At 62.2% G+C, this 14,010-nt stretch carries 14 protein-coding genes and 1 pseudogene; 6 read left to right on the forward strand and 9 right to left on the reverse strand.

Features of this window, described 5'->3' with window-relative positions; all coding sequences use genetic code 11:
- Window positions 1-34 precede the first annotated feature (34 nt).
- On the forward strand, window positions 35-241 hold the full coding sequence (locus P9M14_12955) for a hypothetical protein (GenBank protein MDP8256653.1): 207 nt from the start codon (window positions 35-37) through the stop codon (window positions 239-241).
- A 56-nt stretch (window positions 242-297) separates the two neighbouring features.
- On the opposite strand, the gene P9M14_12960 is transcribed toward P9M14_12955, so the two are convergent.
- The 4 genes and pseudogenes from P9M14_12960 to P9M14_12975 form a co-directional block, all read right to left on the reverse strand.
- Complete coding sequence (locus tag P9M14_12960) at window positions 298-1,101, reverse strand: enoyl-CoA hydratase-related protein (protein ID MDP8256654.1); 804 nt, start codon at window positions 1,099-1,101, stop codon at window positions 298-300.
- A 23-nt stretch (window positions 1,102-1,124) separates the two neighbouring features.
- Window positions 1,125-2,603 (reverse strand): hypothetical protein, encoded by a 1,479-nt coding sequence (locus P9M14_12965; GenBank protein ID MDP8256655.1) that lies wholly within the window; start codon window positions 2,601-2,603, stop codon window positions 1,125-1,127.
- Between the two features lie 64 nt (window positions 2,604-2,667).
- Window positions 2,668-3,006 (reverse strand): annotated as a pseudogene (locus P9M14_12970) (hypothetical protein).
- A gap of 30 nt (window positions 3,007-3,036) precedes the next feature.
- A complete protein-coding gene (locus P9M14_12975) occupies window positions 3,037-3,567 on the reverse strand; it encodes a gamma carbonic anhydrase family protein (GenBank protein ID MDP8256656.1) in 531 nt (176 codons plus the stop codon).
- A 418-nt stretch (window positions 3,568-3,985) separates the two neighbouring features.
- On the opposite strand from P9M14_12975, the gene P9M14_12980 reads away from it, so the two are divergent.
- Window positions 3,986-4,711, forward strand: coding sequence for an SUMF1/EgtB/PvdO family nonheme iron enzyme (locus tag P9M14_12980; GenBank protein MDP8256657.1), 726 nt, complete (start codon window positions 3,986-3,988; stop codon window positions 4,709-4,711).
- 42 nt (window positions 4,712-4,753) lie between these two features.
- Complete coding sequence (locus P9M14_12985) at window positions 4,754-4,939, forward strand: hypothetical protein (protein MDP8256658.1); 186 nt, start codon at window positions 4,754-4,756, stop codon at window positions 4,937-4,939.
- Between the two features lie 121 nt (window positions 4,940-5,060).
- On the opposite strand, the gene P9M14_12990 is transcribed toward P9M14_12985, so the two are convergent.
- Complete coding sequence (locus tag P9M14_12990; GenBank protein ID MDP8256659.1) at window positions 5,061-6,380, reverse strand: GDSL-type esterase/lipase family protein; 1,320 nt, start codon at window positions 6,378-6,380, stop codon at window positions 5,061-5,063.
- 170 nt (window positions 6,381-6,550) lie between these two features.
- Between P9M14_12990 and P9M14_12995 the strand changes: the two genes are divergently transcribed.
- Window positions 6,551-8,164: an SGNH/GDSL hydrolase family protein gene (locus tag P9M14_12995; protein MDP8256660.1), complete on the forward strand. Its 1,614-nt coding sequence runs from the start codon at window positions 6,551-6,553 to the stop codon at window positions 8,162-8,164.
- Here the strand turns inward: P9M14_12995 and P9M14_13000 are convergent.
- A complete protein-coding gene (locus tag P9M14_13000; protein ID MDP8256661.1) occupies window positions 8,140-9,762 on the reverse strand; it encodes a hypothetical protein in 1,623 nt (540 codons plus the stop codon). The genes P9M14_12995 and P9M14_13000 overlap by 25 nt on opposite strands.
- A gap of 346 nt (window positions 9,763-10,108) precedes the next feature.
- Here P9M14_13000 and P9M14_13005 point away from each other — a divergent pair, with 346 nt between their 5' ends.
- Window positions 10,109-10,327, forward strand: coding sequence for a hypothetical protein (locus P9M14_13005; protein ID MDP8256662.1), 219 nt, complete (start codon window positions 10,109-10,111; stop codon window positions 10,325-10,327).
- 51 nt (window positions 10,328-10,378) lie between these two features.
- On the opposite strand, the gene P9M14_13010 is transcribed toward P9M14_13005, so the two are convergent.
- A complete protein-coding gene (locus tag P9M14_13010; GenBank protein MDP8256663.1) occupies window positions 10,379-10,621 on the reverse strand; it encodes a helix-turn-helix domain-containing protein in 243 nt (80 codons plus the stop codon).
- Here P9M14_13010 and P9M14_13015 point away from each other — a divergent pair.
- A complete protein-coding gene (locus P9M14_13015; GenBank protein MDP8256664.1) occupies window positions 10,607-10,828 on the forward strand; it encodes a P-II family nitrogen regulator in 222 nt (73 codons plus the stop codon). The two genes, P9M14_13010 and P9M14_13015, sit on opposite strands and share 15 nt — an antisense overlap.
- 18 nt (window positions 10,829-10,846) lie before the next feature.
- Here P9M14_13015 and P9M14_13020 read toward each other — a convergent pair whose 3' ends face one another.
- Window positions 10,847-11,773: an alpha/beta fold hydrolase gene (locus tag P9M14_13020; GenBank protein ID MDP8256665.1), complete on the reverse strand. Its 927-nt coding sequence runs from the start codon at window positions 11,771-11,773 to the stop codon at window positions 10,847-10,849.
- Window positions 11,774-11,780: 7 nt separating this feature from the next.
- Window positions 11,781-13,985: a PilT/PilU family type 4a pilus ATPase gene (locus tag P9M14_13025; protein MDP8256666.1), complete on the reverse strand. Its 2,205-nt coding sequence runs from the start codon at window positions 13,983-13,985 to the stop codon at window positions 11,781-11,783.
- Between the last annotated feature and the right edge of the window lie 25 nt (window positions 13,986-14,010).

The following is a 14,010-nucleotide window of genomic DNA, read 5'->3' on the forward strand; positions in this document are numbered from 1 at the left end:
ATGATAGCCTTTTAGAAAAGGGAGGAAACAGCCGATGAACGACAAGAAATGGTCGCCATACAACGATACCTTTCAATCGGGGACGAACAAGCACAATTGGGGCGAGGATTTCTCCTGCCTTATTGACCGAAACGCGCGAGCAGAACTTCACGCTGTTGCTTGTAAAATTAGAAACAATCCTGAAGAAGGAACAACAAGTCAAGCAAACCGTAATTTGCACAATCCATTTGATAATGATTGACGTTAAGTTTCGGTCACTTTAGGCACAATACTTTTTAGGCTTAAAGTAGTTTTCCTCTACTCGCCCTTGAACTGCGCTTTGCGCTTTTCCTTGAACGCAAGTACGCCCTCGCGCGCGTCGGCCGAGCTGAAGATCGGCATGCCAATCTCGAGCTCGAGCTGCATCGCCTGATCAACATTCAGCGCGGCGTTGAGCCGAATGCTCTTGAGCACGCCCTGCACGGCCAGCGGTCCGTTGTTGCAGATGCGCTGCGCCATTGCCAGGGCCGTGTCCATCAGCTTTTCGCGGGGCACCACGCGGTTTAAAAATCCCCACTGGTAAAGTCGCTGGGCCGGCACCACCTCGCCGAGCATCAGGATCTCCTTGGCCGCGGCCAGCGGAATCTGCCGCGGTAGGAAAACCGTGGACCCGCCCACGGGCATGATGCCGTAGCTCGTCTCGCGCATCTGGAAACCCGCGTCATCGGACGCCAGGCGCAGGTCAGTGCCCATCACCATCTCAAACCCGCCGGTGAGGCACAGGCCGTGGACCGCGCTGATCACCGGCTTGTCCCATTCACGCTGGCGCAGCATCGAGCGAAACACGCCGCTGGGGTCGCCGACGATCCAACGCTCGTCGTCGTTCTCAGGGGCGCGCGCGCCAGTGAGTACCGCAATCACGGTTTTCAAGTCCATACCCGCGCAGAAGATGTCGGGCAGCTTGGAGTAGAGCACGGTCGCGCGGATCGCGTCGTCCGCCGCGATCTCGTTCCAGGCCTCGAGCAGCTCGCGCAGCAGCCCCGCGTCCAGGGCGTTCTTGGCCTCAGGCCGGTTCATGCCCAGCAGGGCGATTCCGTCGCGTTTCTCAAAATCCAGCGCCATTGATCCTCTCCTGTTTCTTTAGTTCACTCGCAGCAGCCGTCGTCGTCGTCATCGTCGTCGGACGCCGCGTCGTCGTCGTCATCATCGTCATCGGACGTGTCGTCGTCGTCGTCATCGTCGTCGTCCGCAGGGTCGTCGATGAACGGCGCGTCCGGGAACGGTCCCGGGCCGGGCAGCACGCCGTAGTACACGCCGAGCCAGTAGGCGACCATGTAATCCTGGCCGTGGCCCACCAATGTCGGGTCGTCGCCCCGGGTGCACTCGATGTGGTACGGGCTGACCTCCCACAGGCACGAGGTCCAGCAGCGGTCCTCGATCTGGTGCGCCTCCGCGGTCTGGGGGTCGAAGTCGACCAGCTCGTTGAGCCAGGGGATGCCGGCCAGGAACTCGTCGGCCCAGACCGAGAACGGGTCCAGCGGCAGCTCCGGACAGGTCACGGCCCGGCAATAGTTGGGCGCCTCGTTCATCACGGTCACGGTGTGCAGACCGTCCTCTTTCAAATAATCGAGCTCGGCCGGATCGCAGCCGCCGATGCGTAAACACGCGCCGTAATGCACCGCGTCGAAGAACGTGTTGTGGGTGTTCTCCACCAGCGGCCGCACGTTGACGGTGTAGACCTCCCAGAGGAACTCGCAACGCTCGCGGTCGGGCCACAGCCGGAACAGCGCGTTCCACACCGGGTGGCTGTTGATGAACCCGTAGTAGTCGAAATATTTGTTGAAAAACGAGAAGGTCGCGATCCAGATTAGATCCTGGTTGCGCTCGTACTCGTAGTCCAGCAGGCTCCAGAAATATTGGTCGTCGGTAATGTGGGCGGTTTGCAGGATTATCGCCAGCCGCGTGGTGGGCAGGATTTGGGCCGCGACGTTCACATCGCCCCAGGGGTCGATGATGGTCCAGTCGTTGGCCTGCAATGTCAGCAGCACGTCGCGGAAATCATCGCGGATCGTGGCGCGCATCTGCTCGTCCTCCACCGCGTCGTAGGCCCAGGTCAGCGACCAGAACCACGAGATGTACTTGTCGCGCACGTTGTGGCCCAGCCAGAAGTAGTCCGCGTACTCGCCCTCGCCCTCGTAGCGGTTCTCGTGCCCCAGGGGGTACTCGACGTTCCACGGCGGCGCGTCGATCCCCACATAGCGCGCCAGATAGCCCGGGTCCTGGGTCACCGCATGCACCAGGTGCAGATAGTCGGCCATGCGCAGCACCTCGGAGCGGGCTGTCTCGTCGCCGGTGACCATGTAGTTGATCGCCTGGCTGGTGAGGTAAAACGCGGTCCAGTCCTCGCTGTCGCCCGCACCCCTGGTGCGCAGCAGCTCGGTGCGGGTCGCGTCGGTGAAGACGAGGTCCGAAACGCCGCCCAGGCCCGTGGACTGCCAGGTGCGAATCCACTCTTCGTAGTCCAGGGTCTTCTGCTCCAGGTACGGATCGAAGTCCTCGGCCGCTGCGCTCAAGGCGCATAGAGTCAGCGCCAAACAGATCAGAATGGACAGGGCACGTCGCATAGTATGTACTCCGCGGCTTTGGTTTCCGAGGCTATTAAGACCGCTTGGGCGGGCGATGTCCAGCCTAGGAATTATACGGAGAGCCGACTCCTTCGGGCTGGATTTTCCAGCGACGGTGGATCCACAGCCAAAGCTTTGGATGCTCGTAGATCACGCGTTCGACCGCCTTTGCCTGGCGGCGGATGTTGATCAGCTCGAGCCCCTCGATCTCGAAATTCTCCCAGTCGACCAGCGGCACGCGCAGGTAGTCCAGCACGTGGCGGCCCAGCACGATCATCGACTCGCGATAGATCGACAGCTTCTGCTCGCGGGTCCGGCTATCGCCGAAGACAATGTCGAGGTTGGTCAGCGCCACGTCGCGCCGGATGCGCAGCAGGGCCATCAGCTGTCCGGCGGCCGCGCCGAACCTGTCGGCGGTCTCGAGTGTTGAATGTCAGTCGATGCGCTCGAACGCACCGGGCACTTTGTAGCGCTTGACCATTTCGCGGTAGAGCTGTTTTCCATATTCCCAAACCGCCTGGTGACGGTCGGTGACCCGCGACTTGACCTTGGCCGGCACTCCCACGGCAATCGAATAGTCCGGAATCTGTTGGTTGGCCTTGACCAGCGAACCCTCGGCGATGATCGCCCACTCTCCGACCTCGCTGTAGTCCGAAATCACGGAACGCATGCCGATCACCGCCTGATCGCGGATCGTGGCGTTGTGAATCAAGGCGCCGTGCCCGACCGTAACATGGGCGCCGATCTGCGTGCGATCGCTGGGACGGGAGTGGATCAGCACGCCCTCCTCGATGGCGGTGCATTCGCCGATGGCGATCGTGCCGTAATCCCCGCGCAGAATCGCGCCGTGACCAATATAGGTCTCCGGGCCAATGATCACGTCTCCGATCACCAAGGCGGATTCGGCGACGAACGCTGTTGGATCAACCTGGGGCGTTTTATCCTCGAAGCGGTATAGGGCCATTTACATTCTCCGTTAAGCAAGCGGTATGGGCGAGCCGCATTTTACACAAGATCGCACCTTTTAAACAGGCCCCTGACATCCCGGACCTCACAACCGCTTAAATTACAATAAGTAACAACAGCTACAAATATTCCGGCGCTGATCAACAATCGAGCGTAGCGATCCGGCACGTCCCCCATTGTGGCCGCGGTTGACCGCGGAAACGGCTCCGGACGGCTTAACCATATAGCATTCTGTTTTTATTGTCTTAATTCTCATTAATGTGTCCGCGATCAGCGAATCATAATACGTTCGGATACTAATCAAGCCTGCTTCTCATTTTTGGCATGCTTTGTGTATCTATCTTAAGTCGGCATCGGAAAAAGGTTGAAACGAAATTTAAACGCAGCTGGTTCGGATCTGAAAAGGGGAGAACGCCATGAAACCAGGACGCTACATCTTAATGTTGGTTCTGGCCGCGTTTTCCATGATCGCAGTGCTCGGTTTTCAGGGGATCAATTCCTCGCTTCCCAACGATCTGGAAGACCCGGTCAATGTGTCCGGTGGCAAAATTCAAATAACCGCCAACGACAACGTCGAGGCCACCACGGTCGAGGTCCAGGGCTTCTCGATCGACCGTTACGAGGTGACCAACTACCAGTACAAGCAATTTGTCGATACAACTGATCGCCAGGCGCCGTTGTCGTGGATCAACGGATCCCATACCGAGGGTGCGGCAGCCATGCCGGTCACCGCCGTCACTTGGGAAGACGCCCGCTCCTTCTGTGAGTGGTCGGGCAAACGCCTGCCCACGGCCGAGGAGTGGCAGCTCGCGGCCGGCGCTGACAAGCGCACCTATCCGTGGGGAGACGAGTTCAGCAGCAACTACGCCTACTGCGCGGTGCCTCTGGGACGCATGCCGATGCCGGTGGGCTCGTATAAGAACGATCGCAGCCCGTACGGCGTCAAGGACATGGGCGGCAACGTCTCGGAGTGGACCTCCAGCAACTCACAGTTCGAGGAGCTGGGTTGGTACCGCGACAAGTTCAAGGTCGTGCTCGGCGGCAGCTATCGCAAACCGCTGGAGATGGCGCGCAACGACCACCGCCAGTACCTGATGCCGCACACTCGCGACGACGACCTGGGATTCCGCTGCGCCCGCTAAATGGCAGGCGCGCTTGAAATTGGGTTCACAAGGGAGGCTCGGATGTCACAAGAATTCTCCAACGCTTCGATCACAAAAATGCTGTGCGGGATGCCCGCCCATCGCATGGCCACCGCAGATCTCTCGATCCGCCGGGCCGTGGTCAGGCTGCCCTCGCGGGGAGTCAACGCCGAATCGGCCCAGGGCATTTCCGAGGACGAATCATTTGAGGAAGACGAGGAACAGTAGATGTTCCAGCTGAAGAACTATCAGATAATCTCCGCCAGATATCTCACCATACAATCCGCCTAACAATCCCCTCCTACGCCCCCTGTGCCGCTAATCGCGGCCCGGGCGGGCGTTCGTCCGATCAGCGGCAGTCCGCGACCCGCCCCGGGGGCCAGCGCTGGGGAACGCGCTCGAGATAGGTTTCGTCTAGGCCCAACTCGTAGCGCAGTCGTTTGAGCCCGGCATAGGGCAGCGGCGGCCCGTCGTCGGGCAATGCGATCTGATCGGCGATCATCCGCTCGACGATCATCCGCGAGACAGCCGCGTACCCGGGCCAGCGCATATGGCAGTTGTCGTTGTAAAGCTCGTAGCCCGGCACGCCGTTGGGCGAGATCCCGGCGACCTGCGCCTCGAGGTCGACCAGCAGCACTCCTTGCTCGTCCGCGATGCGCCGGATCGCCTGGTTGACCGCGGGCGTGGCGCGGTTGCGCGGCCAGAGTTCCAGCGCATGTTGATATGCCCAGCCCGCCTCGGGGATGCACCCCCGACGCTCGAGCCTTGCGGCCAGGGCCAGGTAGCTGCGCGCGTCAGCCCTCTGGGGAAGGTCAACGGCCAGGGCCTTAAAATTGAGCCCGGATACCCAGCGCAGGGTCTGGGCAGCGGCACCCTCAGCCAGCCGCGGCAACGCGCAAAGCTCGACATGCTCTTCGCCCACTGGGTTGTAGCGCAGGTTGACCGGCATGGTGCACAGGATGAGTCGGACTCCGCGTTCGCGGCAGTGCTGGGCCATCCGCGTCAGGTTGTCCACGAAAGTCTGCAGCACGCGGTCGTGCTCGGCGTACAGCGGCGTGTAGCGCGGTCGCTGCTCTGGATCGACCTGCGGCACGATCAACCGCACCAGGGCGCGGTAGAGCGCCCAGCGATGCAAATGGCGGTTCAGCGGCGTAGGCGGCACGAATCCCTCGTTGTTGCCTGTGGCCACAATCAACAAGTCGGGCGAATAGTCGAGAATTTCGATCAGGATCTGCTCCACGCGCGACGAGTCCTGTCCGCCGGCAGCGGCGTTGACCACCTCGATCATCGACCCGGGAAAGCGCTGCTCAAGGTCCGCCCGGATCCAGCTGGACAGGCCGCCGCGGTCCAGGCCGGGATTCGACTGGTGCACGTAGGACGTGCCCATGGCGAAAGATCCGCCGAGCACGAATATGCGCAGACAATCCAAGGGCTTGTTTGCAGCGAACGAGCCGGGGGGCAGGCTGGGGTCGGACGTTGCGTAGCGCTCGCCGCGCAGTTCAAAGGCCCGGCTTGCCAGAAAGGCCGCGCGGTCATCAAACCGCTGGGTGTGCAACGCACCGCAATCCTCTAGCAGCCGGACCACTACCGCGGCCCCCAGCAACAGCAGCAGCGCGGGCAATAGGCTGAAAATCAGTATTCGCAGTCTATTGCGCGGCAACAGGCTCAAGCACGGTTCTCCCGGCGTAGGCGTTTGACAAATATTTCAACGCCCTGCTCTGGATTATGTGTAATTTGTACCTGATACTGCATCCAGCCCGCACCAAGGGCGCTGAAACGAGGTCAACGTTGCGCACCCTAGCATATCTACGGCAATTACGTATGGGCTGGATATTGCGGGTGCTGTTCGTTAAAGCCTGGTTCTTCCCACTGCTGTTGGTCGGCGCGGCTTTCCTGGTCAATTACATGGTAATCCCCTCGAGCACGCTGCTGATCAAGTCGGCAATTCATCCCTATATCCTGGGCCCGGCCGATTTCCTAGTGGCCGGCACGACGCGCGCGGGGCTCGATATCGAGCGGATTTCTTTTGGGTTCACGCTACGAGAGCATCAGATGCTGGTAGTGCGCTTCAACCAACGCGGCACCGCCTTCGACCTGGTGCGCATCTCGGGGATCGAGCAATACGCCAGCGGGATTTTCCACTTCAACGGCGAGCGGATCGAGACGCTGCAGACCGCCGAACGTTTCGAGACCGGACGCAACATCAAATTCGTGATCGAACTTGTCAGCGGCACGCTGAACTTCAAAACCGACGGCCGGATCGTGTGCAGCGCGCCCCTTGGCCGGATGCGCGGCCCGGTCAACATCTTCCTGCAGGATGGCCAGCCGTTCGCCAAACCGCTGCGGCTAAAAACCCTCGAACTGCAGATCAGGGGCGCGGACGGCGTCCAGCGCACCCTGCGCAACACGCTCTCGATCCCGGCGACGCTGAGGCTGCTGCGCAATTCACTGATCGTCGCGGTCCCGCTGCTGCTGCTGGCCTGGCTGGCCCTGGCGCTGTTCTGCCCGCCGCGCTGGCTCGAGGACTATCCGCGGCGTTCGGTACTGGCCTTCGGCGGCGCTGCCGCGTTGTTCGGCATACTGCTCGGCGTGTTGCTCGTCGCGCCGGTCACCAAGCGGTTAGGCGTGGCCGGCGACTGGTACGGCGAGTACATGAAGTGGGGCAGCATCGACGAGGAGATCCTGCTGGCCAAACGCTCGATCTACAACGGCAAGCCCTTCCCGCTGTACAAGGGATCGGACTACCGTATCGTGGTCATGGGCGGCTCCTCGACTTTCGGCGATCCGCTGAATCCGGGCTACGATCAGGTCTACACCAACCAATTGGACATGCTGCTCAAGAGCTGTCATCCCCAGATTGCCGACCGTATCGAGGTGGTCAACCTTGGCTCTCAGAGCGATTCGTTTGACTACAACATCCTACAGACCTACGAAAAGGTCGTGCTGGCGCACATGCGCCCGGACCTGGTGGTGATCAACTGCGTTGTCAACAACTACATGTCCACTAAAAAGCTGTTCAACATTTTCCACTTCTTCTATTTGCGCGCCGTGGGCTCACGCCTGGAGCCCGAGCATAGCGACACCGAGCGCTACCGCGAGAACCTGCAACGGCTGCTCGAGCTGGCCCGCGAACGCAACGTCAAGCTGCTGTTCGTCGAGGAGCCGCTGAATGTGGATTATTTCTTCGGCGAGAACATCATCTCCGATTTCCAGCAGGTGCTGCGCGATTTCTGCCGCGAGAACGATCTGCCGCTGGTCGAGGCGCAGACTATCTTCGAGGAGCGTCGCGACGAGTTTCTGTTCTACGACTTCGTGCACCTGACCTACCTGGGCAACCGGCTGATGGCCGAGCGGATCTTCGACAAGGTCCAAGGGGAAAATCTGCTGGGGATCGGAGCGTGCGGCCCGAGCGATTCAGAGGCGCGCGCTCAATCCCAGCCCAGCAGCGACTGAAGCTCGCGACTGGCCCAGCACACCAACGGATAAAACGGATCGAGCCTGCGCAGCAGGTTGGCGGCCGAGCCGTCGCCCAGCCCGCGTAAATCGAGGCGATAGAGGCCGAAGCGGCCCGAGGTGCAATACAGCGCGTTGTCGCCTTGATCCAGAGCGATCCAGCGAATCCAGGGCGGCGCCTTGATGCGGTCGATCAGCGATAAATCGTCCAGGTCGCGCACCTCGAGCACCGGCGCGAATCCGCCCAGATAGATCCGGCGCGCCACAACGTCCAGAGCGATCACCCGCACGCCGGGAAACGATCCGGCTCCGTCGAGCACTCGGTACTGTTCCAGGTCGATGGAGATTATCCGGCCGCGCATCGGCAGGGCCACGATCAGCCGATCGGTGGGCCCGTCGACCGCGATCCGTTCGGGAAAGCGCGGCAGCTCGAGGCTGCGCTTGATCTCCAGCGTGTGCGCGTCGTAGCTAATCAGCCGCCCCGGGTCGAAGCGCGTGGCGTGGATCTCGGGCCGCGAGGGATCGATCAATGCGTCGGCGTAGTAATCCGTGGTGTTGGCCAACACACGGCCGCCCTGCGGATCGAGCAGCGCCAGGTATTCCATGCAGTACGAGGCCAGCACACCCTGGCGTCCGTCGTACAGCGTGCGCCACAGGTTGCCCAGCGCATCTTGGGGCAGTGGATTGCTCAGCTCGATCTCCTGCTCGACGAATCTGCCCTGGGCGTCGATCAGCAGGATGCGGCCGACCGCCGGGTCGCAGTAGACCAGTCCGCCTTCGCGCACGGCCAAGGCCTGGATGCCGTCGAGCCCGCCGAACGCCAGCTCGGAGCGCGCACCGCTGCGCGGATCGAAACGATAAATCCGCTCGTTGTTGGCCGTAACCAACAGGGCATCGTGCGCATCCGTCAACACCTGGTAGATGTTGCTCGGCTCATTGCTCAGCCGCTCGAACCCGGGTGCGGGCTGCGGCAGGTCGGGAAACGGCTGCGGATTCAGGGCCCAGGGCGCAAAGGGCACGGCCAGCACCAGCAGCATCGGCAGCGGACGCAACGCAGCAAACGACCTTCCGCCCTCGCGGCGGAACGCGGCCCAGACCGCAGAGGGCAACAGCAGGTCGGCCGGTCCAACGCACTGGATCAAGGCCCGCTGCAGTCGGCGGCCCATGCGTCCGCCAACGTGGAAATACAGCACGCAGAACACGTTGAGCGCCAGGTACAGGCCAGCCAGGCCAAAGCCGTTATCCGGATGCGGACGCGGCCGCACAGCGTCCACCGCGTACTGCAACAGCCAGGCCGCGACCGCTGATAGTGCGGCGCACGACGCCAGCGCCACGGCCCAATGGCCCCACGGCTTACGCCGTCCCGGCGTGAGCAGCAGCAACACGGCCGCCGGCAACGCGGCATAGAACAGGGCGCGAAACAAATCGAGGCTGGTTACCAGGTCGAACAGGCCGCTTTGATCTTCGATGCTGACCCTTGATCGCAGCAGATGCACGAACAGCGCCGCGCCGACCAACACCAAAGCCAGGGCTCGCGCCGCGTAAAACACCGCAAACAATGCTCCTCGCGGTTGTGCTGTGTTTTGCTCGCCGGTCATCGCAGCTCCATTTCCCTGAACACGCCATGTTAAAAGATTTTGCCGATAATTGCCGACCCAACGGTCTGGCCAACGTCGGATTTCTGATGGAAGCTATATGTAATTTTTTGCGCATTTCGCTCTGCTTGTAGCCTTTTGCCCCGCTCCCTGCCCAGATCGGCATCACACAGCCGATGCAAGCCAAAGGGAGCAAAGGAAAATCGTCAATGATTTGTAAGGGATCTCACGTTTCGTCTCAAGTTTTCCAGTGTGCGCTCAATGTTTGGCACACCGGTTGCTATTAAATTAATACAATAAAAACCGAACAGGATGTCGAGGCCAGCTGTCAATGCAAATAGATGCAATGATGAATATTCCTACGCCCAAACCAATGATCCCGAACGTGCCGCCCGAGTTCTACCCCGCGTTGAACTGGATCCTGGCACTGATCAGCATGCGCCGAGAGCGCGAGGCCATTGAGCATTTACGGCAGCTTGTCAACCATCATCCCCAGTACGCCGATGGCTTCATCGATATGCTCAAGGAGCTGGGACTGACCCAGGTATTGATCGATCCCTTTCGCTGAGTTTGTTTAAAAGTGTAAGTACAGATCGGTAACCTGCTCGCGTGTTTTGGTTCAGGACCGTCTGAACTGCTTGTAGTCGATGCCGTACTGCTCGATCTTATATTGAATCACGCGCTTGGTGGTGCCTAAAAGCTGGGCCGCGCGGGTCTGGTTGCCGTTGCTGTCCTTGAGCGCGTCCACGATCAGCTCCATCTCGTAGGCTGCCACCAGCTTCTCGAGTTTGCCGCGCCGATGCGAGCGCGACTCCATGGTCTTGATTTGCAGCGAGGGCGGCAGCAGATGGCTGCGGATCACCCCGTCGTCGGCCAGCAGCAGGGCTACAAGGAGGTCTATCGCGGCCGCGTGATCGAGGTCAACGAGGCCTTCCTGCAGCCTACGATCGACGCGATCGTCCAGGGCGCGCGCACCGGCGAGATCGGCGACGGCAAGATCTTCGTGCTGGATATGGCCCAGTGCATCCGCATCCGCACCGGCGAGACCGGACGCGAGGCTATCGGCTAACCCGCATCAGGGCTGGCCTCAAGGCAGGTCGGAGAAGACCTTTCTAATTGAGGCCAGGATCGAGACGTGCCCCGCGGGATGGAACTGCGGCTCGATCCCCCAGCTTTGGCCCAGACGGATCACCTGCCGCGGCGTGAATACCGGGTCGTACAGACCTCCGTGCAGCCTGATCAGCGAACGATCGATGGCCGGCTCGACGCGCGCCGGATCGAACCGCTCCAGCCTGCTGCGCACCTCGGCCTCACTCAGCCGCAGCGCGATCAACGCCTGGCGCAGATATTCGAGCAGGAACGACTCGAATACCGTGTCCGCCAAGTCGGCCCCGGCGATCACCACATAGGCGCGGTCGATTGGGAGTGGGTGCTGCAAGGCGTGGGCCGCGATCAATCCGCCGAGGCTGACCCCGGCCAGCACCAGCGGCCCGTCGAACTCAGCGCGCAAATAACTGCACAGTTGCCGGATCTCGGCCAGCGCCTGGTCAAAGGCGATCCCCATCAGCTTGGCCTGCGGGCTGACCACCAGCTGGCCGTTGAACGTGCCGGGCACGCAGCGCGTCATGTGGAACGGCAACATCGGCAGGACCACCCGGTAGCCCTTGAGCGCGAACAGCAGGCCCATGCCCTCGAGCTCGAGCTCGCCGTGCGCCATCCAGCCGTGGATCGCCAGCACCGTGCCGCGGACCGGACCGTTGGGCGTAAGCACGATCCCGCCCACATGGTCGTTGACGCTGTAGCCACTGGCCAGCGGCGAGTCGAACTCGAAACGCTCGATGCGATAGCGCCGCCTGCGACGCAGCGGCGTGAACTCGATGGCCGAAGGCTCGCGCGCGCCCGATTCGCAGTCGGGCTTGGGCGGGTCGATCCAGGCGTTTAGATAGGGTCGCTGCAGGTTGAACAGCCAAGTTGTAATCCACTTGTCGACGTTGACGTGCATTGTTGAAAACATCTGCGGACTATTTCCCTTTGCTGTTGGGTTGCGGGCCGAGGTTCTTGGGATTGCGCACGTGGAGCAGCGCCTCCTGGTAGCTGATCAGTCCCTGATCGAACAGCCCCCTGAGCGCGGCGTCCATGGTGACCATGCCGTCCTGGCGCGAGGTCTCGAGGATCGACTGCGCCTGGTGCATGCGGTTCTCGCGGATGATGTTGCGGATCGCCGGGTTGGCGACCATCACCTCGAACGCGGGTATGCGGCCGTTGTCCTCGAGGCGCGGCAGCAGGCGCTGTGAGGCCACGCCGGCCAGCACGCCGGCCAGCTGGCTGCGAATCTGGTTCTGCTGATGCGAGGGGAAGACGTCGATCACGCGATCGATGGTCTGCACCGCGTCGTTGGTGTGCATCGTCGAAAGCACCAGGTGGCCGGTCTCGGCCGCGGTCATCGCCGCGGAGATCGTCTCCTGGTCGCGCATTTCGCCGACCATGATCACGTCCGGATCCTGACGCAGGATGTACTTCAGCGCCGCGGCGAAGCTGTGCGTATCGGAGTGCAACTCGCGCTGGTCGACCGTGGCCTTGTTCGACTCGTGGCTGTACTCGATCGGGTCCTCGATGGTGATGATCCGGCATTTGCGACGCGCGTTGATGCGGTCGACCATGCACGCCAGCGTGGTCGTCTTGCCCGAGCCGGTGGGGCCGACCACCAGGAACAGCCCTTGGGGCCGGTCGGCGAGCTTGATCACCGCCTCGGGGATGTGCAGGTCGGCGTGGCCCGGAACCCGCGAGGGGATCGCGCGCAGGGCCGCGGCCATATGGCCGCGTTGGTAGTAGGCGTTGACGCGGAAGCGCCGACCGTCCTCCAGCGCCAGGGCGAAGTCGATCTCGCGCTCGAGCTCGTACACGCTGCGCTGGCGGGAGGAGAGAATCGAGAACAGCAGCATCCGCATGTCGGCCACGGTCAGCGGCCGCGCGTCCAGCGGCTTGAGATCGCCCGACACGCGCACGATCGGCGGCCGACCCACGGTCAGGTGCAGATCCGAGCCGCCGAGCTCGAGTACGTGTGCCAACAGCGAGCGGATGTCCATCTCGAGCTCGAGCTTGGATTGCGCTTCGCCGCGAAAGGCCGACACGCCGCTGGACATCCCCTTGGCGTAGAGCGCGAACTCGTCGGGGTTGGTGGCGTAGCCCTGACCGGTCTCAAAGCTGATCGCCTCGTTGTTGTACAGATCGAGCAGCGACTGGTTGAACGAGATCATCCCCGGCTGGTTGGGCGCCTTGATCAGGTCGCCCAGCTCCTCCACGCGTTGCTCGCGCACCAGCTTGGCCACGGCCGGGGTGGCGCTGAGCAGCTCGATTGCCACGGCGCGTCCCTTGCCGTCGGCGCGCGGCACCAGCCGCTGGGAGACCACGCCGGCCAGGCTCAGCGAGAGGTCCATCGCCGCCTGATGGCGCATGTGCTCGGGGTAGTAGCTCAAGATGCGCTGCAGGGTCTGGGTGGTGTCGATGGTGTGCAGGGTCGAAAGCACCAGGTGGCCGGTCAGCGCCGCGGAAAGCGCCACGGACATCGTGTCCGGATCGCGCATCTCGCCGATGAAGATCACGTCCGGGCTCTGGCGCACAACGTGGCGCAGGGCCGAGGCGAATGAGAGCGTGTCGCTGTTGATCTCGCGCTGGCTGATCCGCGATCTGATGTCGCGGTGGATGAACTCGATCGGGTCCTCGATGGTGACGATGTGCACGCGCCGCGTGCTGTTGATGTGGTTCAGCATCGCCGCCAGGGTGGTCGACTTGCCCGAGCCCGTGGCGCCGGTAACCAGCACCAGGCCGCGCGGCATCTGGGCCAGTTCGGCCAGCTCCGGCGGCAGCCCCAGCTCGTCGAACTTCAGCTCGCCCGGCGGCAGGACGCGCGCGACCAGCGCCAATTTCCCCTGCTGGCGGCTGATGTTGAGGCGAAACCGACGTCCGTCGGGCAGGCTTAAACCCATGTCCAGGTCGCCGCTATGGTCGAGCTTGGCGCGCGCCTCGGGAGTCAGCAGCTTGGACAGGAACTGATCGAGGTCCGCGGGCTTGGTCGGTCCCATCTTCAGCGCCGAGACCACGCCGTTGATCCGCACCGCCGGAATCTTGCCCGGCGTGATAAACAAGTCCGACAGATTGCGGCCGCGCATCTGCGAGAGCAGCTTCTCGATTACTCCGCGTTCGGCGTTGGCGTCTTTTTCGGACATCGCCACCCTCCCCCGTGCCTGTTAA

Origin of the sequence: Candidatus Alcyoniella australis (assembly GCA_030765605.1) — a bacterium.
Classification (GTDB): domain Bacteria; phylum Lernaellota; class Lernaellaia; order JAVCCG01; family Alcyoniellaceae; genus Alcyoniella; species Alcyoniella australis.